The sequence below is a fragment of the Burkholderia sp. LK4 genome (assembly GCF_001043615.1).
Classification (GTDB): domain Bacteria; phylum Pseudomonadota; class Gammaproteobacteria; order Burkholderiales; family Burkholderiaceae; genus Burkholderia; species Burkholderia cepacia.
In genome coordinates this window covers 40,679-61,478 of the sequence record NZ_LDUL01000075.1, presented here as the reverse complement: position 1 = coordinate 61,478, position 20,800 = coordinate 40,679, and the positions used below count along the sequence as shown (strand labels likewise).

Sequence of the window (20,800 nt, the reverse complement as noted above, 5' to 3'; positions counted from 1 at the left end):
GGCGGGCGGGTCGGGCACGCGTTCGACGAGCGCGAACGCGGCGGCCTCGCCGATCGAGATGCCGTCGCGCGCGACGTCGAACGGACGGCACGGCCGGCGCGACAGCAGTTCGAGCGAATTGAAGCCGTACAGCGTCGTCAGGCACAGCGAATCGACGCCGCCGACGACGGCCGCATCGATCAATCCCGCCTCGATCATGCGGCGCGCGGAGCCGAACACTTTCGCGCCGGACGAGCAGGCGGACGAGATCGCCATCGCCGGCCCGCGCAGCGCGAAAAACGCGCGCACGAACGCGGCCGGCGAATACGGGTTGTGCGTGTGCGCGTAGCGGAAGTCGGCGGGCAGTGCGCCGCTCGCCGGGTCGCGGCGCTGGTATGCGTGTTCGGTCTCGAGGATGCCGGCCGTGCTCGTGCCGACGAACACGCCGACGCGCGCCGCGCCATGGCGTGCGACGGCCGCCGCGACGCATGCGTCGAAGCCGTCCTGCATGAGGCCGAGCTGCGCGAGGCGGTTGTTGCGGCAGTCGAAGTCGGCGTGGTCGGCGCGCACGGGCTGCGCGTCGACGCCGTCCACCGCGCCGATCCACGTGTCGAGATCCGCACGCTCGAAGTCGCAAGGCGTGAGCCCGCCGCGCGCGTGGCGCAGTGCATCGAGGGTCGCGTCGAGGCCGCGGCCGATGCAGCTGGTGGCGGTGAAGTGCGAGAGCAGGAGAGGTTTCACGAGGGTCGCATCCGGTGGCCGGAACGGGCGCCGCAGCAGGGCTGGCAGGCGCGCCGCTCGAGGTCAGATTTTATCAAACGGGGGGGCCGCACCGGCCGGCTCGCGCGGCCCGGCCGGCGGTTCGGGCGCGAGCGCCGCGCGTAGCGTGACCCAGTGCAGTTGCGCGTCGGCAGCCGCGCGCAGCACCGCCTGCAGCACGTCGAGCACGACCGGTTCGCCGCGCGCGTCGCGCGCCGCGTGGCCGTCGTGCACGAGCAGGATGTCGCGTGGCGCGAGACCGTGCAGCAGGCGGCGCGTGACGGTCGCGGCATCGTGCGCGCGTGTGTCGAAACCGCGCCGCGTCCAGCTCGCCAGCTGCAGGCCGAGCTCGCACAGCACCGGTTCGAGGAACGGATTGCGCAGGCCGGCCGGCGCGCGGAAGAACAGCGGGCGCGTACCGGCGATCTCGGTCAGCGTCCGTTGCGCGGCCGAGATCTCGCGCCGCAGTGCGGCGGGCCCCGACAGCGAGAACGTATGCCGGTGCCGCTGGCTGTGGTTCTCGATCGCGTGGCCGCGCGCGACGATCGCCTCGATCCAGCGAGGATGGCGGCGCGCGAGATCGCCGATGCAGAAGAACGTCGCGCGCGCGTCGGAACGGTCGAGCAGGTCGAGCACGCGCGGCGTGACGTCGGGGTCCGGGCCGTCGTCGATCGTCAGTGCGATGCGGCGGCCGGCGCCGGGCGGCAGGCGCGTCCAGTTCGGCCCGAGCAGTGCGCTGCGTGGCCACAGGCCGGCGGCGGTCAGCGCGAGATGCGACGCGACCACGCCGCCGACCGCCCACGGCCACACGGCCGGCTGCGCGACGACGGCGGCTGCCGCGCCCGCGTGCAGCGCGGCGGTGCCCGCGATCAGCGGCGTAGGCTGCCAGCGGCGCGCATCGCCGGGCTGCCGGTGCGGAACGGACGACGGTGCATTCATGCGCGGCTTCCTTGATGGCGATGGCCGGCTGCGGCCGCGCGCGGCGCGAGGATCGCCGCGAACGCGAGCGCGAGCATCGCACCCGGGCCGACGGTCAGCCCGAAGGTCTCGAGCAGCGGCACGCGCGACAGTGCCAGCAGCCCGAAGCCGGCGACCGTCGCGAGGTTCGCGATCAGCAGCGACACGAGCGTGTGGGGCGTGACGGGCTGCGCGTCGTCGCGCTTGCAGAAGAACAGCGCGTAGTTCGAGCCGACCGCGACGATCAGCAGCATCCCGACGAGGTGCAGGATCGTCAGCGGCACGCCGGCGAGCGCGAAGCCGGCCGTCACGACCAGCACGGCCGCGACGAGCGGGGCGAGGGCGCGCACGACGCGGCGCGGCGAGCGCAGGGCGATCAGCAGCAGCACGGCGATCGCGGCAAAACCCGCGAGCGACAGCTGGATGTCCTCGTGCACGTAGTTCACGTACAGGCGATCGGCTTCGGCCTTCATGTCGACGAACAGCGCATCGGGCACGCCCGCGCGCGCGACGGCCGCGCGGATCGGTGTCGCATCGAGGCTCGATGCCGGTTGCGCGGCGCGGGCGGCGTCCGGCGCGCGCAGCGGCAGCATCGCGCTCCAGCGGCCGTCGCGTTCGGTCAGCAGCGCATCGACGGCGAGTGCCATCGACGTGCCGCGCAGGTCCGCGCGCGTCAGCAGCCGTGCGTGGCGCGCGGCTTCGACGTCGGCGATGAACGGTGCGAACAGGCCGGGCCTGACCGCGATCGGCTGGTTCGCGACGGCGTCGCGCATCCGCGCGGCGAGCGCATCGGCATCCGGCAGGCTCGCGAGGCGCGCGCGCTGCGCGGCGTCGCTCGGCAGGAAGCGCGCGGGGGTTTCGAAACCCGCGAGCGCGCCCCGGTCGACGAGCGGCTGCAACTGCGCGGCGACCCGTTCCGCGCGTTCGAGCGCGGCCTGTTCGGTCGGCGCGGCAATCACGACGAGGTAGCGCACGTCGGGCGCGCCGACATCGGCGCGCAGCCGTGCGTCGAGCGCCTGCGCTTGTGCGGGCACGGGGCTCAGCGCGGCGAGTTCGCGGCTCCACAGGCCGTCGCGATGCAGCACGAGCGTCGCGCCCGCGGCGATCACCAGCACGGCGAGCGGCCAGCGCAGCCGCGGCGCGGCGTCGGCCGCGCGCGCGAGCACGGCGCCGATGCGCGACACGTCGCGGATCGCGACATGCTCGCCGCGCAGGTGCGGCAGCACGAAGCGCGTGACGAGCGCGGCGGCCGTCAGCCCGACGATCGAATACAGCCCGAGCTGCACGAGGCCGGGGAACCCGGAGAACAGCATCGACGCGAAACCGCACACGGACGTCAGCACGCCGAGCCGGATCGTCGGCCAGTACGCGGCGACCCACGCGCGTGTCGCGTCGGCCGGGCGCGCCGCGCCGCGTGTGCCGGCCTGCGCCGATTGCACGAACAGGTAGATCGAATAGTCCACGGCTTCGCCGATCAGCGTCGTACCGAAACCGAGCGTCAGCCCGTGGACCGTGCCGAACGCGACGCCGACCGCCGCGATTCCCGCCGCGACGCCCGTCAGCACCGGCAGCAAGCCGAGCGCGAGCGTGCGCGGCGAACGGTACAGCGTCAGCAGCAACGCGACGATCAGCACGACGCTCGCCGTCGACAGCCGTTCGACGTCGTGCCGGATCGTGTCGCGCGTGTCGACGGAGAACACGCCGGGGCCCGTCATCGCGAGCGTGGCGGCGGCGTTCGGCACGGCCTGCTTTGCGGCGGCGAACGCGCGGCGCACCGCGTCGATCGCACGGGCCTGGGCATCGGTATCGGACCCGGCGGCGGCCGTCTGCACGACGAGTACCGCGCGGGTGCCGTCGCGCGACGCCCACACGCCGTCGCGGCTCGCCGGTTGCGCCGCGCCGTCGAGCTGGTCGACGAGCGCGGCGACTTCGCCGGTCGGGTCGCGCGGCAGCATCGCCTTGGCCACGAGGCCGGCCGACGAGCTCAGCAGGTCGAGGCTGTCGCCGAGCGCCTGGTGCAGGCCGCCGGCGCTGAAGCGCTGCGGCGTGACGGCCGGGCTCAGCAGGTAGCGGTGATCGAAGATGAACTGCCGGTCGCGCGCGTCGTTCGAGGCTTCGCCGTTGTGCACGGCCGCGAACTGCGGGTCGGCGCGCAGTGTGCCGGCCACGCGCCGCGACAGCGCGGCGCGCGTGGCCGCATCGCCGCCGTCGATCGCGACGAGGATCAGCCGCGACACGATGCCGTCGCGCAACTGGTCGACGAGCACGCGCTGCCCGGCGCTCGGCGAACTCGGCAGGAACGCGGACAGGTCGGCCGTGAAGTGCGCGCGCCCGATCGCGACGCCGCACGCGACGAGCGCGAGCAGCCACACGAGCACCGCGCGCTGCCGCAGCGCGTGCAGGCGGCGGGCGACCGGCGAAGACGGGGGCCGGGTGCGTTCGTCCATCAGTTCGGGTTCGCCGGAACGGGTTGCAGGCGCATCACCGAACGGTCGCCGTCGGCCTGCCGGATCGCGACGCTGCGCAACAGGTCGCGCGTGCCGTCGAGCGTGATGGTGCTGACGACCTTCAGCATCCGCGAGTCGAGCGGCGTAAGCGTCAGCGTCCAGTCGTCGCCGCGCCCGGCGAGTGCGACCTTGTAGACCTGCTCGAGCGCGAAGCGGTTGCCGGCGAGCGTCGCGCGGATGCTGTCGATGAACGCGCCGAGTTCCGGATAGCGCGCGAGCGCGAGCGTGTACTTGCGGTTGTTGCGCTCGACGGTGAGCATGTCGCCGTCGACGACGAGGTGTTCGGGCTTCGGGCTCAGCGTGTGCTTCTCGAGATGGTCGGGCGCGACGAACACGAGTTCGCCGGACGATTCGACCGGCTGCGTCGCGATCGACAGGTACTTCGTCTCGGTGAACGTCGCACGCCCCGACTTGTGCTGCGCGAGCGTCGACATCAGCCGGTCGAGGGTCCACGCGGGCGCCGCGTCGGCCGCCCGCGCGGGCGCGGCGGCCAGCGCGATTGCGGCGGTGCTTGCGGCGATCGCGGCGGCCAGCGTGCGGACGGCGCGACGCAGGGCGGGCGTGAGCGTGGGCAGGCGGCGAACGGCGGTCATGCGTCGGAATCCCTCGTGGCGGACAGGCCGGCACCGGCGCACGCGGCGTCGCCGCGCGCGGCCGCGGTCGCGGCATCGCCGCCGTGCCAGAAGTCGAAATAGTTGAACCAGTTGTACGGTGCCGAGCGACAGTACCTGTCGAGCAGCGCGACGTAGCGCGCGAGTGCCGCGTCGACGGCCGCCGCGCGCGCATCGCGCCGCACGTCGGAGAAATCGGCGAGCGTCTCGAAGTGCACGTCGTAGCGGTTGCCGTCGCGATAGAGGCCCGTCATGAAGATCACCGGGCGCCGCAGCATCGCGGCCATGTAGAGCGGCCCGAGCGGGAACGCGGCCGGCGCGCCGAGCAGCGGCAGCCGCCGCAGCGACGCGGCCGCGTCGTCGAGCAGCGTGCGGTCGGCGAGCATGCCGACCATGCAGTTCGCGTCGAGGCGCTCGCGCACCTTCAGCATCGAGTCGACTTGCCCGAGCGGAATCACTTCCGGCTGCGCGGCGGGATTCACCGCGGCGAGCGTCGCGTTGATCTTGCGCGCGTTCTTCTCGTACATCGTCACGACGACGCGCAGGTCCGGGTGCGTGCGGCCGATCGCGCGCACGACCTCGAAGCTGCCGAGATGCGCGCCCATCAGGAACGCGCCGCGTCCGCCCGCGAGCGCTTCGTCTACCAGCGTCTCGCCGTGCAGCCGGATGTCGAACAGGTCGAAGCGCCCGTTCATCAGGTAGATGCGGTCGTGGATCGTCGCCGCGAACGTGAACACGTGCCGGTACACGTCGCGCCAGCGCGCGGGGCGGCCGAGCACGCGGCGCAGGTAGTCGCGCGACGCCGCGCACGCGACCGGCGAAAACAGCACGAAATACGTCGCGATCAGGTGCAGCACGACGCGCGCGCGCGGCCGGCCGAAGCGCAGCGAGATCCACGTCATCGCGCGCAGCAAGCTTGCATTGCTGCGCTCCTGGCGTTCGGCCCACGCGGTGCGCTTCATGGCTGCGCACCATCCTGCTCGGCCGGCGGCGCGGACAGCACGCCGCTCGCGACGTCGCGCGCCCCGGCGCGCAGCGTGAAGCGGATCGCACCGCTGGCCGCGGCGTCGTACGCGAGATCGAGCGGCTCGCCGGGCGTGACCGGGCTCAGGAATTTCGCGGACCCGAGCCGCCACGCGTGCAGCGGGCGGTTCAGCGCGGTGCCGAGCGCATGGATCGCGTGATCGAGCAGCACGACGCCCGGCACGACCGGATGGCCGGGGAAGTGGCCGGGCAGTGCCGGGTGATCGGCGGGGATCGTGAACCCGAGTGCGGGCGTGCCGGCCGGATCGGGCACGGGCACGGGCACGGGCACGGGGCGCGCATGTTGCGCAACGAGTGCGGCGAGCACGTCGCGCGGCAGCTTGCCGGTTTCGTTGCGCGGCAGCGCGTCGACGAACACGAGCGGGCGCGGCATGAACGCGGGATCGATCCGTTCGCGCAGCGCGCGCTGCAGGCCGGCTGCGGTGAGCGTCGGCGCGACGACGAGCGCGACGAGGCGCGTGACCGGCTCGAGGCGGGTGTCGTCGTGTGCCGCCGCGGCTTCGTCGGGCATGAAGAATACGCCGTCGAGCACCTGCGGAATCGCGTTGAGCTGATGGTTCAGGTACGCGAGCGACGTGCGCTTGCCGGCGATGTTGACGAGGTCGGCCTTGCGGCCGTGCAGCAGGAACCGGCCGTCGCCGAGCAGTTCGAGTGCATCGCCCATCGGCACGGGGGCCTCCACATGTCCGCCCGACACCCATACGGTCGGGCCGCTGTCGTCGTCGTCCGGTTCGGCGCGCGCGTCGAGACGGATGTCCGGGAACAGTTCCCATGCCGCGCCCTGCGACGTACGGCGGGTGGCGATCTGGCCGGTCTCGGTGCTGCCGTAGATCTCGACGAGCGGCGCGTCGAGCGCGGCCTCGGCTTCGCACGCGAGCTTTTCCGACAGTGGCGCGGTGGCCGACAGCACGAGCGCCGCGCGCGGCAGCGCATGGCCGGCCGCGAGCAGCGCACGCAGGTGGATCGGCGACGTGACGAGCACGCGCGGCTGAGGGATCGCGTCGAGTTCGTCGCGAATGTCGACCGGGTAGAACGGCTGGCGGTTGCTGAACGCGAGGCCGCCGATCAGCGCGAGCAGCACCGTCGACTCGAAGCCGTACATGTGCTGCGCGGGCACCGTGCCGATCAGCGTGGCCGCGCGGCCGTCGAGCAGCCCGAGGCGGTCGGCCGCCGCGCGCACGCAGCCGACCAGGAAGCCCCAGCTCTTGCGGTGCGGCACCGGCGCGCCGGTCGAGCCGGACGTGAACACGTAGGCCATGATCCGCGCCGCATCGATCTGCGGCACGGCGAACGGCGCGTCGTCCGCGAGCGCGCCGGGGGCGGCATCGGGGTACGCGAAGCGCGGCAGGTCGATCGTGCAGTCGGGCGCGTCGTGCAGGCAGAACGCGTCAGGTGCGAACGACGCGAGCTGGCGGACCATTTCCGGCGTATGCGTCGACGGCAGCAGGCTGACCTTGCCGGCAACGAGCGCGGCGCACAGGCTGACCGCGAAGCGGTAGCGGTCGCGGCACACGTTGAACACGTGCGCGCCGGCGGGCAGCGCGGCGGCCACGCGCGCGACGTCGGCGACGAACGTGCGCACGGTGACGGGCGCGCCGTCGCGCCAGGCGATCGTCTGGTCGGGCGACGAATGGAAAACCAGCGGGTGAGTCGGCATAAATCGGTCGAAACAGGAGCGAAGGCCGGCGCGGCCGCGTTGCGGCGCCGCGCCGGCCGTGAATTCATCGTGATGCCTGCGACGCGTGTGTCGTCGCGCGATACGCGCGCACCGCGTCGACCATGCGCGGCCGCGGTTCGTGCGGCAGGGCGAAGCGTCGGCACGCATGCTCGGCCGCGAACATCACGGCGACGAGCGGCAGCGACAGGTAGTTCGCGAACGTCGACCATGTGACGATCGGCGCGGTCGCGAACAGCAGCGTCGACACGGCGGCGATCGCGACGAAGAACAGCGTCCACGCGAGTGTGATCTGCCGCGTGTACTGCGCGACGGCCGGCGTGATCGCGCCGTGGATCATCGTCGCGAAATGCGTGCACAGCGGCACCTTGCCGGCCGCGAGCGTGCGGCCGAACAGCAGCGCCATCGCGAGGTTGAAACTCGCGTGTTCCAGGTACAGGCCCCATTCGAAGTGCCGCGCGAGCGGCACGCGCGCGGCCCACAGCGCGGCGGCGGCAAGCAGCCATGCGGACACGAACCCGATGCGGTGCGGCGAGCGCAGCGCCGCGCCGAGCGCGAGCAGCAGCGGCGGCACGAGCGCCATCGCGAGGCCGAGGCCGTGCGCGCCGGGCGTCGCGGCCGCGTAGTGCGCACCGGCCTGGTATGCCGCGACGGCGCCGACCGCGGCGATGCCGCGTGCGACCGGCAGCAGCCGGCTCATCGACGGCCTCCGTGCGCACGGCGCGAATACCCGTCACCGGCGGCCGGGCGGCGGCGGACGGACGGGCGAACCGGAACGGAGCGGAAGGACGGGCGCGGCATGACTGGCGACATCGGGCGGATCGTGGCCGGACGCGAGGGTCGGGCCGTCAAACATCATATGAAAGGCGGCCGGGACGGGTCCGGGCCGGTGGTCGGGCACGCTCATTTTAGGGCCGCGGCACCGCGTGTTCGGAGTGGGCGCGAACGGGTTTTGTAACCGATTGTATGGCGCCGGACGAACGGTTTCGCGGGGTCGGTCCATTTCCATCCAAAGCGGCTCAAGCATCTGCTGCATCCGGGGCCCGCAACGGGGCGCGGCGCTGGCTCGCCAGTCTGTAACCATTGGCGGTATACGGCCCGATACCCGTTCGTCTAGAATCCGCGTAACTTTTACAAACGATCCCCAAAAACGCAGGCGGGGAAGCCGGCAGACGCCGGAGGGACGGAGATACGCACGCGCCGGGCGTGCATGGCGATTGCCGTTTCCGGGCGCCTTCCGCTGCCACGGGCCGCCTGCCCGCACGCATGATGAACGCACTGGAACAAGAGCTCGCCACGCTGATCATCGGCGAACTGAATCTCGAAGACGTCCCGCTCGAAACAGTGACGGCCGACACCCCGCTGTACGGCGAGGGTTTCGGGCTCGACTCCATCGACATCCTGGAAATCGCGCTGCTGATCTCGAAGAAATACGGCTTCGAGCTGCGTTCGGACAATCCGGACAACCAGAAGATCTTCGCGACGCTCGGTGCACTGGCTGCGTACGTCGCCGCGCACCGCACGAAGTGACGGCGTCGCGCACGGGCGCGGCGCGCAGATGATGACGGCACGCGGCCGCGATCGGCAGACGATACGCGACCGCGTCGATCGAGGTGGAACGCGATGAACGGAGCAATTCGATGCGGGCGCTCGTGACGGGCGGCAGCGGCGCACTCGGGCAGGCGATCTGCACGGCGCTCGCGCAGGCCGGCCATGAAGTATGGGTGCATGCGAACCGCCATCTCGCGCAGGCGGAGGCGGTCGCGCAGCAGATCGTCGCGGCCGGCGGCACCGCGCGTGCGATCGCGTTCGACGTGACCGACGCCGATGCGACGCTCGCCGCGCTGGCGCCGCTGGCCGACGATGCGCCGGTGCAGATCCTCGTCAACAACGCAGGCATTCACGACGATGCGCCGATGGCCGGCATGTCGCGCCGGCAGTGGCACAGCGTGATCGACGTGACGCTCAACGGCTTCTTCAACGTCACGCAGCCGCTGTTGCTGCCGATGATCCGCACGCGGCGCGGACGGATCGTCAACATCGCGTCGGTGGCCGGCGTGACCGGCAATCGCGGGCAGGTCAACTACGCGGCCGCGAAGGCGGGGCTGATCGGCGCGACGAAGTCGCTGTCGCTGGAGCTCGCGTCGCGCGGCATCACCGTGAACGCGGTCGCGCCCGGCATCATCGAATCGCCGATGGCCGAACAGGCGTTTCCCGCCGAACGCATCAAGCAGCTCGTGCCCGCGCAGCGCGCGGGCCGGCCCGACGAAGTCGCGGCGATGGTCGCGTACCTGGTGTCCGACGCCGCGGCCTATGTGACGGGACAGGTGCTGTCCGTCAACGGCGGGCTCGCGTGACGAAGGGCGCGGCGTCGGCGTGACGAAACGCAACGCGGCATAGCGCAACGCAGCGCAGCGCATGCCGCGAGGTTGCGCGGCCAGCGCCGCATAGTGAGGAAATCGAAGTGTCCGTGCATCCAGTCGACGCCGAACGGCGCCCGTGTTCCCTGTCGTCCTCCGCTGCGCCGCTCGCGCGCGGGCAGGCGGCGGCCGGGCCGGCCGCATCGCGACCGGGCGTGCCGCTCGCGCACGACGAGGGCCGCGCGCTGCGGCTCGTCCGGATGAGCGATGCCCGGCTCGCCGCGTTGCTGCACGATGCACGCAGCCGTGGCGACGGATTCGACCACGTGTTGCCCGGCGCACTGGGCGTGGTGTGCATCGGCGCGGGCGACCTGCAGCGCGCATCCCGAACCGGATCGCACGCGGACGCGGCGGCGCGGATGCTGGCCGACGTCGTGCCCGACCTGCCGGTCGCGCCGGTGCCGATGGCGCTGCTCGGCGCGGGCATCGCGGCGGACGACGCCGTCTGCGAAATCTGGCAATGCCATGCGCGCGACCTGCGCAGCGAACGACACGGCGCGCTGCACTATCGCTACAGCGAGGCGGCGGGTCTCGTGTTCGGCAGCATCGTCGTGCACGAGTGCGACACGCCCGACACGCATCGCGACGGCGGCACGCCGCTCGAACGCGCGACGCACGATGCGTACCGCACGCTGTTCGACGTGCTCGATTCGCTCGGCATGCCGCATCCGCTGCGCATCTGGAATACGGTGCCGGCGATCAATGCGGTGCAGTTCGGGATCGAGCGCTATCGTCAGTTCAATATCGGCCGCCAGCATGCGTTCGACGCGTGCCGCCGCGCGCTGACGGGCGGCGTGCCGGCCGCGTGCGCGCTCGGTTCGGTCGTGCCGGTCGCGGGCGATGCATCGCCGGCCGCGCCGCTCGCGATCCATTTCCTCGCGAGCCGCACGCCGGCCGATCCGATTGAGAACCCGCGCCAGGTCAGCGCGTATCACTATCCGGCGCAGTACGGCCCGCGGGCACCGACGTTCGCGCGCGCGGCCGCATGGCCGGCGGGCGATGCCGCACCGGTGCTGTTCGTGTCGGGCACCGCGAGCATCGTCGGGCATCGCACCGTGCATCTCGGCGACGTCGTCGCGCAAACGCGCGAGACGGTCGCGAACCTCGCGGCCGTGCTCGAGCAGGCCGCGCGCCAGGGGCACGGCCCGTTCACGCTCGCCGACCTGAGCTATCGCGTCTACGTGCGCGACGCCGGCGATGCCGCGGCGCTGGCCGCGATCGGGCAGGTGCTGCGCGACGCGGCCGGCCCCGGCGTGCGGCCGCTCGTCGTCCATGCGGACGTGTGCCGCGACGACCTGCTGGTCGAGATCGAGGCCAGCACGGGTCATGAGGAGGCGTGGCTGTAATGAAGCGCGAGAGCCTCACGATCCGGCAACCGGCTCCGCATTCGGGCGGCGTCGACGAAGCCTGCCTGCGTTCGCCGGCAAGTCATAAACTTTTGTCAGGATCCCCGTCTTCGCAATCGGCCGTTTCCATGTCCAAGCAGCACGCCTCGTCCACCCATCTCGTCCTGATTCCGAGCTACAACCCGGGCACCAAGGTCGACACGACCGTGCGCAATGCGCGAGCACAGTGGAATCCGGTGTGGGTCGTCGTCGACGGCAGCACCGACGGCAGCGCCGAACGGCTGCAGGCCATGGCCGAACGCGACCCGGGGTTGCGCGTGATCGTGCTGCCCGAGAACCGCGGCAAGGGCGCCGCGGTGCTCGCCGGGCTCGACGCGGCAGCCGCGAGCGGCTTCACGCATGTATTGACGATGGATTCGGACGGCCAGCATCCGGCCGACCTGATTCCCGCGTTCATGGCCGCGTCGCAGGCCGCACCCGACGCAATGGTGCTGGGCGTGCCGAAGTTCGACGCGAGCGCGCCGCAGTTGCGCGTGCAGGGGCGTCGGCTGTCGAACGCGTGGGCCGACCTCGAGACGCTGTGGGCGGGAATCGGCGATTCGCTGTACGGGTTTCGCGTGTATCCGGTCGCGCCGCTGGCCGCGATCATGCGCCGCCAGCCGTGGATGCGCGGCTTCGACTTCGATCCCGAGGCGGCCGTGCGGCTGTGCTGGGCCGGCGTGCGTCCGATCCGCATCGACGCGCCGGTGCGCTATTTCGGCCGTCACGAGGGCGGCGTCTCGCACTTCCACTACGGCCGCGACAACGCGCTGCTCGCGTGGATGCACCTGCGCCTTTTCACCGGCTTCGTGGCGCGGCTGCCGATGCTGGTCGCGCGGCGGTTGGCGCGACGCCACGATCAGACCGCCTGAGCACGCCCGATTTCCATGCCGATCGTCGCCCGGCCGCGGCGATTGCCCCGTTTTTTGTCGTCAATCCCGCGCCGGTGCACCGCTTCATTCCAGTTTGCCGAGTAATGAACGTGTCATCCGATGTAAACATCTGGTAATTTTCTGCCGGATTATGCAAAATCGCCGCTCCCAAATAAAACTATCGAGGGATCCGGGATGCAACTCAAGAAAGCGGTGGCAGCGTGTGGCGTGGCGTTTCTGTTGAGCGCGTGCGGCGGGGTACAGAGCCTTGACGCGAACAGCCTGACGTCGGCGGGGACGAGCCTGTACAAGGCAGCGACGTTGTCGGATGCCGACATCGCCGCGCTGTCGAACGATTCGTGCAAGTCGAGCGATGCGGAATCGAAGGTCGCGCCGGCGAACAGCGCGTACTCGAAGCGTCTGACGAAAGTGATGAAGGGCTTCGGCGACATGACGCTGAACGGCCAGAAGATCAACTACAAGGTCTACATGACCAAGGACGTCAACGCGTGGGCGATGGGCAACGGCTGCGTGCGCGTGTACAGCGGCCTGATGGACATGATGAACGACGACGAGCTGCGCGGCGTGATCGGCCATGAAATGGGCCACGTCGCGCTGGGTCACTCGAAGAAGGCGATGCAGACGGCCTACGCGGTCAGCGCGGCGCGCACCGCGGCCGGCGCGGCATCGCCGGGCGTGGCGGCGCTGACGAGCTCGCAGCTCGGCGACATCACCGAGAAGTTCATCAACGCGCAGTTCTCGCAGACGCAGGAAAGCGCGGCCGACGACTACTCGTTCGACCTGATGAAGCAGAAGAACATGAACCAGAAGGGCCTCGTCACCGCATTCCAGAAACTCGCGCAGCTCGATGGCGGCAAGAGCTCGATGATGAGCTCGCACCCGTCGTCGTCGAGCCGGGCGCAGCACATCCAGGATCGCATCGCGAAGGGCAGCTGATCGCCGCCCGATGCGCCGGCTCCGTCCGGCGCCCTGGATGAACGGAACCCCACGCTTCGCGGCGTGGGGTTTTTGTTTCTCGGGGAACCGGAAAACGGCGGGCCGCTTGCTTACGGCACCATCCCCGGCAACACGTACGCCTGCACGAGCGTGATCAGGCCGACGATCATCGCGAACAGCAGGCTGTGGCGCACGGTGAAGCGGAACAGCTCCGACTCCTTGCCGACGAGGCCCGTTGCCGCGCATGCCACCGCGATCGACTGCGGCGAGATCATTTTCGCGGTCACGCCGCCCGTCGTGTTCGCGGCCACCGCGAGCGTCTCGGGTACGCCGAGCTGATGGGCCGTGGCCTGCTGCAGCGAGCAGAACAGCGCATTCGACGACGTGTCCGAGCCCGTCAGGAACACCCCGAGCCAGCCGAGGAACGGCGAGAAGAACGGGAACGCGGCGCCGGTCGCGGCCAGCATCAGCGCGAGCGTCGACGACATCCCCGAATAGTTCGCGACGAACGCGAATGCGAGCACGAGGCCGATCGACAGGATCGGGCGGGTCAGTTCCTTCAGCGTCTCGCCGAACGTGACGAGCGCGTCGCGCGGCTTCATCCGCAGCAGCACCATCGAGATCAGCGCGGTCACGAGGATCGCGCTGCCCACTGCCGACACGAGATCGATCTTCAGCACGGCGTCGAGCGCCTTCGGCGTCGCGGCGATCGGTGCGGTCTTCACGACGAGCTGGTCGAGCCCCGCCACGTGGAATTTCAGCACGGTCGACGCGAGCGCGCCGTGGGCGGCGAACAGCGCCTTGAACGGCGCGATGCTCCACACGGTGACGACGGCCGTCAGGATCAGGAACGGCGACCATGCGCGCACGGTCTGCGCGAGCGTGTACGGCGATGCCTGCCGGCTGGTGCCCGCGCCGAAGCCGTTGCGCGAGCCCGCGCCGCCGAAGCCCGCGAGCGCGGCGCCGCCGCCCGACGCAACGACGCTGCCGGCCGCCTGCTTCGCGGTGCGCGGCTGCCAGACCTTCAGGAACGCGGCGAGCGCGACGAGGCTGACGAGCGACGACGTGATGTCCGGCAGCTCGGGCCCGATGTGGTTCGACGTGAAGTATTGCGTCACCGCGAAGCTGCCGCCCGCGACGAGCGCGGCCGGCCACGTCTGCCGCACGCCGCGCAGCCCGTCCATCATGAACACGAGCCAGAACGGCACCGCGAGCGACAGCAGCGGCAACTGGCGGCCGGCCATCGCGCCGATATGGAACGGGTCGATGCCCGTCACCTGTCCGGCGACGATGATCGGGATCCCCATCGCGCCGAACGCGACCGGCGCGGTGTTTGCAATCAGACACAGTCCTGCCGCGTGCAGCGGCTTGAAGCCGAGCCCGACGAGCAGTGCGGCCGTGATCGCGACGGGCGCGCCGAAGCCGGCCGCGCCTTCGAGGAACGCGCCGAACGAGAAGCCGATCAGCAGCATCTGCAGGCGCTGGTCGTCGGTAATCGACAGCACGGACGCGCGGATGATGTCGAACTGGCCGGTCTTCACGACGATCTTGTACAGGAACACGGCCGCGACGATGATCCACGCGATCGGCCACAGGCCGTATGCGAAGCCGAAACCGGCCGCCGCGAGCGCCTGCGGCACGGGCATCCCGTAAGCGAGGATCGCGACGCCGAGCGACAGCAGCAGCGTGATCGCCGCGGCGACGTGGCCCTTGAGCCGCAGCGCGGCCAGTGCGACGAAAAAGAAAATGATCGGGATTGCGGCGACGAACGCCGACAGCCCGAGGCTGCCGAGCGGCGTATAGATCTGGTGCCAAACCTGCATGGGTGTCTCCTCCATCTGTGTCTGTCTATCTATGGGTATGGGTGGGTAAAGCGGGGGCTACTCGGGCTGGCCGCGTGCGCGCAGCAGGTCGGACAGGCTGCGCGGTGCCGGTTCGAGCGGCGTGCGGTGCTGCGTCCAGCCCATCTGTTTCGCGGGTGTCAGCGCACGCAGGCGCGTCGCGGTCCAGCGGAACGCGCGGTACGCGCGCGGATGCGCGAACGCGCCCGACCAGAAGCGCCACACGAGGTCTTCCGCGCGGGTGTAGTTCGCGCCCTGGCCGCGCAGCGGATGCGCGACGGGTTCGTCGGGCTTGCGGTTCGCCTCGGTACGCAGCCGCACGAGCAGTTGCGGGATCGGGATCCGCACCGGGCACACCTCGCCGCATGCGCCGCACAGCGTCGACGCGGTCGGCAGGTCGGCCGTCGCGTCGAGGCCGAGCAGGTGCGGCGAGATGATCTTGCCGATCGGGCCCGGGTAGGTCGTGCCGTACGCGTGGCCGCCGATGCGCGTGTAGACGGGGCAGTGGTTCATGCACGCGCCGCAGCGGATGCACTGCAGCGTCGCGCGCAGCTGTTCGTCCGCATAGGCCTGCGTGCGGCCGTTGTCGAGCAGCACGAGATGCAGCTCGCGCGGGCCGTCGCGTTCGCCGTCGCGGCGCGGGCCCGAGATCAGGTTGAAGTAGGTCGTGATCGCCTGGCCGGTGGCCGAGCGCGTGAGCAGGCTCGACAAGGGCACGATGTGCTCGAGTTTCTCGACGACCTTCTCGATCCCCATGATCGCGACGTGCGTGTCGGGCACAGTCGTCGACAGGCGGCCGTTGCCTTCGTTCTCGACGAGCCACAGCGTGCCCGTGTCGGCCGCCGCGAAGTTCACGCCGGACAGGCCGATGTCCGCCTCGGCGAACGCGCGCCGCAGGGCGCGCCGGCCGGTCTGGATCAGCTCGTCGACGTCTTCCGTGTAGCGCGTGCCGGGGATGTGCGCCTCGAACAGTTCGGCGATGTCGCCGCGTGTCTTGTGGATCGCCGGCATCACGATATGCGACGGTTTCTCGCCCGCGAGCTGCACGATGAATTCGCCCATGTCGGATTCGATGCAGTCGACGCCGTGCTCCGCGAGGTAATGGTTCAGCTCGATTTCCTCGCTCGCCATCGACTTGCCCTTGATCACGCGGCGCGCCTTCTTCGCCTGCGCGATGCCGAGCACGATCGCGTTCGCGTCGGCGGCCGTCTCGGCCCAGTGCACGTGCACGCCGGCTTCGGTGAGCTTCGTCTCCAGCCGTTCGAGCAGCGCGGGCAACTGCGCGAGCGCGTGTTGCCGCACCGCTTCGCCGAAGTCGCGCAGCTGCTGCAGCTCGGCGTCGTCGGGGAACTGCGTCGCGCGCTTGCCCTGCAGGAAGTCCATCGCGCCGCGAAAGCTCCGGCGCAATGCGGGATCGTCGAGCGCCGCGCGCGCGCGGGCCTTGAAGTCGCCGGGTGCGACGAATTGCAGCGTGTGGTCGCTCATTGCGGGAGGTCCTCGCGGGCGGTTGCAGCCGGCCGGGCGGCGGAATCGGTGACGATCACGACCCACAGGCGGCGCGGGCCGTGTGCGCCATAGGCGAGCGTCTGCTGGATGTCGGACGTCTTCGACGGGCCCGACACCAGCACCAGGTTGGTCGGCATGCCGGCGTGCCAGCGCTCCGCGTGGACGGCCGCGTGCAGGTCGGGATGCAGCGTGCTCGCGTGGACGAGCGCGACATGCAGCGGCGGCACCAGCGACACCGTGCGCGGCGTGCCGGCATCGGGGGCGAGCACGACGGTGCCGGTGGCGGCGATGCCCGAACGCGCGACGGTGAAGCCCGCGTCGATCGTGTCGAACAGCTCGGCCTTCCACGCGTCGATCGGCCGGTCGAACGGCACAGGCGCAACCGTGTCGGGCAGCGCGCGGGCGAGTGCAGCGGATTCGGCGCGGGTCGGATCGAGCAGCAGCCGGCGCACGCCGGCTTCGGCGAGCCGCGCGGCGAGTTGCGCGGGCCATGCGTCGCCGGTCGCGCACCAGACGTCCGCGTGCGACGCGGTGAGCGCGGCCTGCATCGTGCGGGCGAGCGTGTGCGGATCGTGCGCCGTCCCGGCCTGCGAGCGGCGCGTGTCGTAATGCGTGTCGATGTGTGCGTCGAGCGCGCGGCCGGACGTGGCGGCGACGCCCGGCGCGGCGGCGCGCAGCCGCGCGAGGATCGCGTCGCGCGCGCTCACGGCTGGTCTCCGCGCAGCGACGCGGCGCTTGCCGTGCGCCGCCACAGGAAGCTGGCGAGGTGCTCGACCGGCAGCGCCGCGCCGGCCTTGGCCGCCGCGTGGCCGATGTTCAGCAGGCAGCCGCAGTCGGCGGACACGAGCCGGTCGCAGCCCGTCGCGCAGGCCGACGCGACCTTGTCGCGCACCATCGCGCCGGAGATGTCGGGATGCTTCAGCGAGAACGTGCCGCCGAAGCCGCAGCATTCGGATTCGCGTTCGTGTTCGACGCGCGTCACGCCCGGCAGTGCGTCGACGAGCGCGACGCCGTGCCCGCGCGTGCCCATCTCGCGCCGCGCCGCGCACGACGTGTGCAGCACGACGCGTTCGTCGGGCCCGGCGCCGGCCGTCGCCGCGTCGAGCCGCACGTCGAGCACGTGGACGAGGAATTCGGCGAGTTCATAGGTCCGCTCCGCGATCGCGCGGGCTCGCGGGCCGTACACGGGATCGTCGGCGAACAGCGCCGGCCAATGGTGGCGGATCATCCCCGCGCACGAGCCGGAGGGCACGATCACGGGCCACGCTTGCGCGAACAGGTCGAGCTGCGCGGCCGCGACGCGGCGCGCTTCGTCGGGATTGCCGCTGCTGTAGGCCGGCTGCCCGCAGCAGCTCTGGCCGCGCGGATAGTGGACGGTCAGGCCTTCGCGTTCCAGCAGTCGGACCGCGTCGAGCCCGGCTTCGGGGACGAACAGGTCGACCAGGCAGGTCGCGAACAGATAGACGTGCGCGGGGGCGGCGGCGGGGTATTGCCTTTCGTTCATGTCTCGCTCCAGTGGCGACGGCCCGGCATGCGGATGCGGGACGACGATTTCGCTGCATAATTCCCGCGACGGCGCTGCGGCTCAAATTGGTTGGGCCAATCGGCGCGGCACGCATTGAGCGGGGAGACGCGACGATGGCAGCGATGACGGCACGGGGCCGGACCGAAGGGGTGATGCGCAAGATCGAGACGGCACTGCTCGACGGCACGTGGCCGGCCGGCGCACGCCTGCCGGCCGAGCGCGTGCTCGCGCAGCAGTACGGGGTTGCGCGCAATACGGTGCGCGAGGCGACCCAGCGGCTCGTCGCGCGCGGGCTGCTGCAGAGCCGGCGCGGCGCGGGCGTCTACGTGACGGACCAGTTGCGCGCCGGCATCGCGTCGCCGTGGGGGCAACTGGTCGCCGATCACCCCGCGCTGCGCGACGACATCCTCGAATTCCGGCGCGTGCTCGAAGGCGCGACCGCGTATTTCGCCGCGCTGCGCGCCGACGCGCACGACCGGCGCCGGATCCGTGCGCTGCTGCGCGAGCTCGAAACCGCGCACGCGAACGGCGCGGCAGCCGTCGAAGCCGCGACCGACGCGAAGCTGCACGAGGCAATCGCGCTCGCGTCGCACAACACGATGTTCCTGCACCTGCATACGAGCGTGATCGGGATGCTGCGTGAGCACATCTCGATCAACGTGGCGGGCATGACGACGCACGACGAACACGCGTCCGAACTCCTGCTGCTGCAGCACCGCGTCGTGTGCGACGCGATCTGCGCGCAACGGCCCGAAGAGGCGCGCACTGCGATGCAGACCCATATCGACTACGTGCGCAGCCATTTCGAGCGCAGCGGCGACGAGGCCTGAGATTGGTCGGACTACTTCGGTGCGAGGCCCGCCCGGCGGGCACCTTCGGTGCGGCGGGCCTCGATGCCCGGCACGCGCGCGCACGCCCGCGGTTCGAGGCCGTCGGTGCCGCCCGCGCGATTGACCGGCGCATCGGGCGCCTACTAGAATCGGCCGGAACCGCGCGCCAGCCGCGCGCCGCGGCGCATGCGGGCCCTGTGTTCCGCCAGTCGAGGAAGTCTTCGTGTTCACGTCCCTGATCCGGCGCGCACCGGCCGCGCTGTCGTGGCGCGCCGCATGCCGCCCGGCCCGCGCGCTGGCCGCCGGCGTACTCCTGTCGCTCGTCGCCGCGTGCGCGACGCATCCGCCCGCCACCACGCTCGATCGCCCGGTCTCCCATGCGTTGCCGCCCGATACCGCGACGCCGTTGCGCGATGCGCTGGCCGCGCCCGAGGCCGCGCATCCGGGCCAGTCGGGTTTCCGGCTGCTGGCCGACGGCGCGCAGGCGTTGCAGATGCGCATCGCGCTCGCGCGCGCCGCGACGAAGACGCTCGACATGCAGTACTACATCGCGACCGAGGACACGACCGGCAAGCTGCTGCTCGCCGCGGCGCTCTACGCGGCCGATCGCGGCGTGCGCGTGCGGATGCTGGTCGACGACCTGAATTTCCGCGACATCGATCGCGTGATGGCCGCGCTGAACACGCACCCGAACATCGAGATCCGCGTGTTCAACCCGTTCGGCGCATCGCAGGGGATGGTCGAGCGCACGGCCAACTTCTTCACGCGCATCGACAGCTTCACGCGCCGGATGCACAACAAGGCGATGATCGCGGACAACCGGATCGCGATCGTCGGCGGCCGCAACCTCGGCGACGAATACTTCAGTGCGAGCCCGACGCTGCAGTTCCGCGATCTCGACGTGCTCGCCGCGGGGCCCGTGACGAACGACGTCTCGGCGAGCTTCGACACCTACTGGTCGAGCGCGAGCAGCTACCCGCTGCGCGTGCTGAATCATCAGTCGTTCGATCCGAAGGAGCTCGACGCGATGCGCGACGAGCTGCGTGACCACTGGCGCAAGAATGCCGATCCGTACAACGCGAAGCCGCTGAACGCGACGCCGCTCGCGCAGCAGATCGCGCGCGACGAGCTCGGGCTCGTGTGGGCGCCGGCGGAGTTCAAGGTCGACGCGCCCGACAAGGTCGCGCAGCCGACCGACGCGTACGTGAGCCCGCCGATGCAGCGCCTCGTCGAGCTGACGCGCGGCGCGCAGCGGGAATTCCTCGCGTTCTCGCCGTATTTCGTGCCGCACGACGCGGGCGTGAAGATCCTCGGCGATACGACCGCGCGCGGCGTGCGCGTCGCGATCCTGACCAATTCGCTCGCCGCGACCGACGCGGTCGCCGTGCAGGCCGGCTACGGGCCGTACCGGGTGCCGCTGCTGCAGCACGGCGTCGAGCTGTACGAGTTCAAGGCGCAGCCGGGTCGCCAGCGTCCGCGCCTGTTCGGGTCGCGTTCGCGCGCGAGCCTGCACGCGAAGGCGTACGTGATCGACCGGAAGATCCTCGTGATCGGCTCGATGAACCTCGATCCGCGTTCTGCGCACCTGAACACCGAACTGGCGCTGGTGATCCATAGCCCGGCGCTCGCCGAGCAGGTCGCGCAGATCTTCGCGCGCGCGGCGCAGCCGGACGAAAGCTACCGCGTGAGCCTCGTGACGCCGGCGGGCGGCGGCACGCCCGAACTCGAATGGACGGGCACGGACGACGGCCAGCCGGCCGTCTATCACGTCGATCCGCACGCGGGGCTGCTGCGCAACCTGATGACCGGCGTCTTCATGCTGCTGCCGGTCGACGACCAGCTTTAGGGGACGGAAGCGCTCCGGCTAAACCCGCGTTTCCGGTGCGCGGGCAAAGGTGATATGGTTGTGCGCGCAACGAGTGTGGCGCGCCG

At 71.1% G+C, this 20,800-nt stretch carries 18 protein-coding genes; 7 read left to right on the top strand and 11 right to left on the bottom strand.

Annotation, left to right across the window (positions count from 1 at the left end):
* From VK92_RS32305 to VK92_RS32275, 7 genes are all read right to left on the bottom strand, one after another.
* On the bottom strand, positions 1 to 720 hold a 720-nt coding region (locus VK92_RS32305; RefSeq protein WP_048468219.1), incomplete at its 3' end, for a beta-ketoacyl synthase N-terminal-like domain-containing protein.
* 63 nt (positions 721 to 783) lie between these two features.
* The gene (locus VK92_RS32300; protein ID WP_048023175.1) at positions 784 to 1,677 is read right to left on the bottom strand and encodes a polysaccharide deacetylase family protein; all 894 of its coding nucleotides are present in this window, start codon (positions 1,675 to 1,677) and stop codon (positions 784 to 786) included.
* Positions 1,674 to 4,142, bottom strand: coding sequence for an MMPL family transporter (locus VK92_RS32295; RefSeq protein WP_048023176.1), 2,469 nt, complete (start codon positions 4,140 to 4,142; stop codon positions 1,674 to 1,676). The genes VK92_RS32300 and VK92_RS32295 overlap by 4 nt, the downstream gene beginning before the upstream one ends.
* On the bottom strand, positions 4,142 to 4,795 hold the full coding sequence (locus VK92_RS32290) for an outer membrane lipoprotein carrier protein LolA (protein WP_048023177.1): 654 nt from the start codon (positions 4,793 to 4,795) through the stop codon (positions 4,142 to 4,144). Before VK92_RS32290 ends, VK92_RS32295 begins: the two co-directional genes overlap by 1 nt.
* Positions 4,792 to 5,775: an LpxL/LpxP family acyltransferase gene (locus tag VK92_RS32285; protein WP_048023179.1), complete on the bottom strand. Its 984-nt coding sequence runs from the start codon at positions 5,773 to 5,775 to the stop codon at positions 4,792 to 4,794. The genes VK92_RS32290 and VK92_RS32285 overlap by 4 nt, the downstream gene beginning before the upstream one ends.
* Entirely contained in the window at positions 5,772 to 7,514 is a 1,743-nt protein-coding gene (locus VK92_RS32280) for an acyl-CoA synthetase family protein (protein ID WP_048023180.1), read from the bottom strand. Before VK92_RS32280 ends, VK92_RS32285 begins: the two co-directional genes overlap by 4 nt.
* 64 nt (positions 7,515 to 7,578) lie before the next feature.
* Positions 7,579 to 8,232, bottom strand: coding sequence for a membrane protein (locus tag VK92_RS32275; protein WP_048023182.1), 654 nt, complete (start codon positions 8,230 to 8,232; stop codon positions 7,579 to 7,581).
* Positions 8,233 to 8,801: 569 nt separating this feature from the next.
* On the opposite strand from VK92_RS32275, the gene VK92_RS32270 reads away from it, so the two are divergent.
* The 5 genes from VK92_RS32270 (at position 8,802) to VK92_RS32250 (ending at position 13,166) form a co-directional block, all read left to right on the top strand.
* Entirely contained in the window at positions 8,802 to 9,062 is a 261-nt protein-coding gene (locus VK92_RS32270; protein ID WP_042975727.1) for a phosphopantetheine-binding protein, read from the top strand.
* Between the two features lie 110 nt (positions 9,063 to 9,172).
* Positions 9,173 to 9,889 carry a 3-oxoacyl-ACP reductase FabG gene (fabG, locus tag VK92_RS32265; RefSeq protein ID WP_021160651.1) on the top strand — a complete coding sequence of 239 codons (717 nt, stop codon included), beginning with the start codon at positions 9,173 to 9,175 and terminating at the stop codon, positions 9,887 to 9,889.
* A 107-nt stretch (positions 9,890 to 9,996) separates the two neighbouring features.
* Positions 9,997 to 11,298: a chorismate transformation enzyme, FkbO/Hyg5 family gene (locus VK92_RS32260; protein WP_048023183.1), complete on the top strand. Its 1,302-nt coding sequence runs from the start codon at positions 9,997 to 9,999 to the stop codon at positions 11,296 to 11,298.
* Positions 11,299 to 11,426: 128 nt separating this feature from the next.
* Positions 11,427 to 12,209 (top strand): glycosyltransferase family 2 protein, encoded by a 783-nt coding sequence (locus tag VK92_RS32255; protein WP_042975723.1) that lies wholly within the window; start codon positions 11,427 to 11,429, stop codon positions 12,207 to 12,209.
* Between the two features lie 195 nt (positions 12,210 to 12,404).
* The gene (locus VK92_RS32250; RefSeq protein WP_021160648.1) at positions 12,405 to 13,166 is read left to right on the top strand and encodes a M48 family metalloprotease; all 762 of its coding nucleotides are present in this window, start codon (positions 12,405 to 12,407) and stop codon (positions 13,164 to 13,166) included.
* Between the two features lie 110 nt (positions 13,167 to 13,276).
* Here the strand turns inward: VK92_RS32250 and VK92_RS32245 are convergent, their stop codons facing one another.
* Genes VK92_RS32245 through VK92_RS32230 form a run of 4 tightly spaced genes read right to left on the bottom strand, consistent with a single transcriptional unit; the run spans position 13,277 to position 18,017 of the window.
* Positions 13,277 to 14,989: a lactate permease LctP family transporter gene (locus VK92_RS32245; RefSeq protein WP_048023184.1), complete on the bottom strand. Its 1,713-nt coding sequence runs from the start codon at positions 14,987 to 14,989 to the stop codon at positions 13,277 to 13,279.
* 57 nt (positions 14,990 to 15,046) lie between these two features.
* Positions 15,047 to 16,492, bottom strand: coding sequence for a LutB/LldF family L-lactate oxidation iron-sulfur protein (locus VK92_RS32240; protein WP_048023186.1), 1,446 nt, complete (start codon positions 16,490 to 16,492; stop codon positions 15,047 to 15,049).
* A complete protein-coding gene (locus VK92_RS32235; protein ID WP_048023204.1) occupies positions 16,489 to 17,220 on the bottom strand; it encodes a LutC/YkgG family protein in 732 nt (243 codons plus the stop codon). The genes VK92_RS32240 and VK92_RS32235 overlap by 4 nt, the downstream gene beginning before the upstream one ends.
* Positions 17,217 to 18,017 (bottom strand): (Fe-S)-binding protein, encoded by an 801-nt coding sequence (locus VK92_RS32230; RefSeq protein ID WP_048023188.1) that lies wholly within the window; start codon positions 18,015 to 18,017, stop codon positions 17,217 to 17,219. Before VK92_RS32230 ends, VK92_RS32235 begins: the two co-directional genes overlap by 4 nt.
* 134 nt (positions 18,018 to 18,151) lie before the next feature.
* Between VK92_RS32230 and VK92_RS32225 the strand changes: the two genes are divergently transcribed.
* Together VK92_RS32225 and VK92_RS32220 are read left to right on the top strand one after the other, a co-directional pair.
* The gene (locus tag VK92_RS32225; protein WP_027789137.1) at positions 18,152 to 18,868 is read left to right on the top strand and encodes a FadR/GntR family transcriptional regulator; all 717 of its coding nucleotides are present in this window, start codon (positions 18,152 to 18,154) and stop codon (positions 18,866 to 18,868) included.
* Positions 18,869 to 19,091: 223 nt separating this feature from the next.
* On the top strand, positions 19,092 to 20,714 hold the full coding sequence (locus VK92_RS32220; RefSeq protein WP_048023189.1) for a phospholipase D family protein: 1,623 nt from the start codon (positions 19,092 to 19,094) through the stop codon (positions 20,712 to 20,714).
* The last annotated feature ends 86 nt before the right edge of the window (positions 20,715 to 20,800 follow it).

What these genes read in the sequence shown, in the direction of transcription:
- VK92_RS32300 (WP_048023175.1), bottom strand. Translation starts at nt 1,677, where the DNA reads ATGAATGCACCGTCGTCCGTTCCGCACCGGCAGCCCGGCGATGCGCGC.
- VK92_RS32295 (WP_048023176.1), bottom strand. Translation starts at nt 4,142, where the DNA reads ATGGACGAACGCACCCGGCCCCCGTCTTCGCCGGTCGCCCGCCGCCTG.
- VK92_RS32290 (WP_048023177.1), bottom strand. Translation starts at nt 4,795, where the DNA reads ATGACCGCCGTTCGCCGCCTGCCCACGCTCACGCCCGCCCTGCGTCGC.
- VK92_RS32285 (WP_048023179.1), bottom strand. Translation starts at nt 5,775, where the DNA reads ATGAAGCGCACCGCGTGGGCCGAACGCCAGGAGCGCAGCAATGCAAGC.
- VK92_RS32280 (WP_048023180.1), bottom strand. Translation starts at nt 7,514, where the DNA reads ATGCCGACTCACCCGCTGGTTTTCCATTCGTCGCCCGACCAGACGATC.
- VK92_RS32275 (WP_048023182.1), bottom strand. Translation starts at nt 8,232, where the DNA reads ATGAGCCGGCTGCTGCCGGTCGCACGCGGCATCGCCGCGGTCGGCGCC.
- VK92_RS32270 (WP_042975727.1), top strand. Translation starts at nt 8,802, where the DNA reads ATGAACGCACTGGAACAAGAGCTCGCCACGCTGATCATCGGCGAACTG.
- fabG (WP_021160651.1), top strand. Translation starts at nt 9,173, where the DNA reads ATGCGGGCGCTCGTGACGGGCGGCAGCGGCGCACTCGGGCAGGCGATC.
- VK92_RS32255 (WP_042975723.1), top strand. Translation starts at nt 11,427, where the DNA reads ATGTCCAAGCAGCACGCCTCGTCCACCCATCTCGTCCTGATTCCGAGC.
- VK92_RS32250 (WP_021160648.1), top strand. Translation starts at nt 12,405, where the DNA reads ATGCAACTCAAGAAAGCGGTGGCAGCGTGTGGCGTGGCGTTTCTGTTG.
- VK92_RS32245 (WP_048023184.1), bottom strand. Translation starts at nt 14,989, where the DNA reads ATGCAGGTTTGGCACCAGATCTATACGCCGCTCGGCAGCCTCGGGCTG.
- VK92_RS32240 (WP_048023186.1), bottom strand. Translation starts at nt 16,492, where the DNA reads ATGAGCGACCACACGCTGCAATTCGTCGCACCCGGCGACTTCAAGGCC.
- VK92_RS32230 (WP_048023188.1), bottom strand. Translation starts at nt 18,017, where the DNA reads ATGAACGAAAGGCAATACCCCGCCGCCGCCCCCGCGCACGTCTATCTG.
- VK92_RS32225 (WP_027789137.1), top strand. Translation starts at nt 18,152, where the DNA reads ATGGCAGCGATGACGGCACGGGGCCGGACCGAAGGGGTGATGCGCAAG.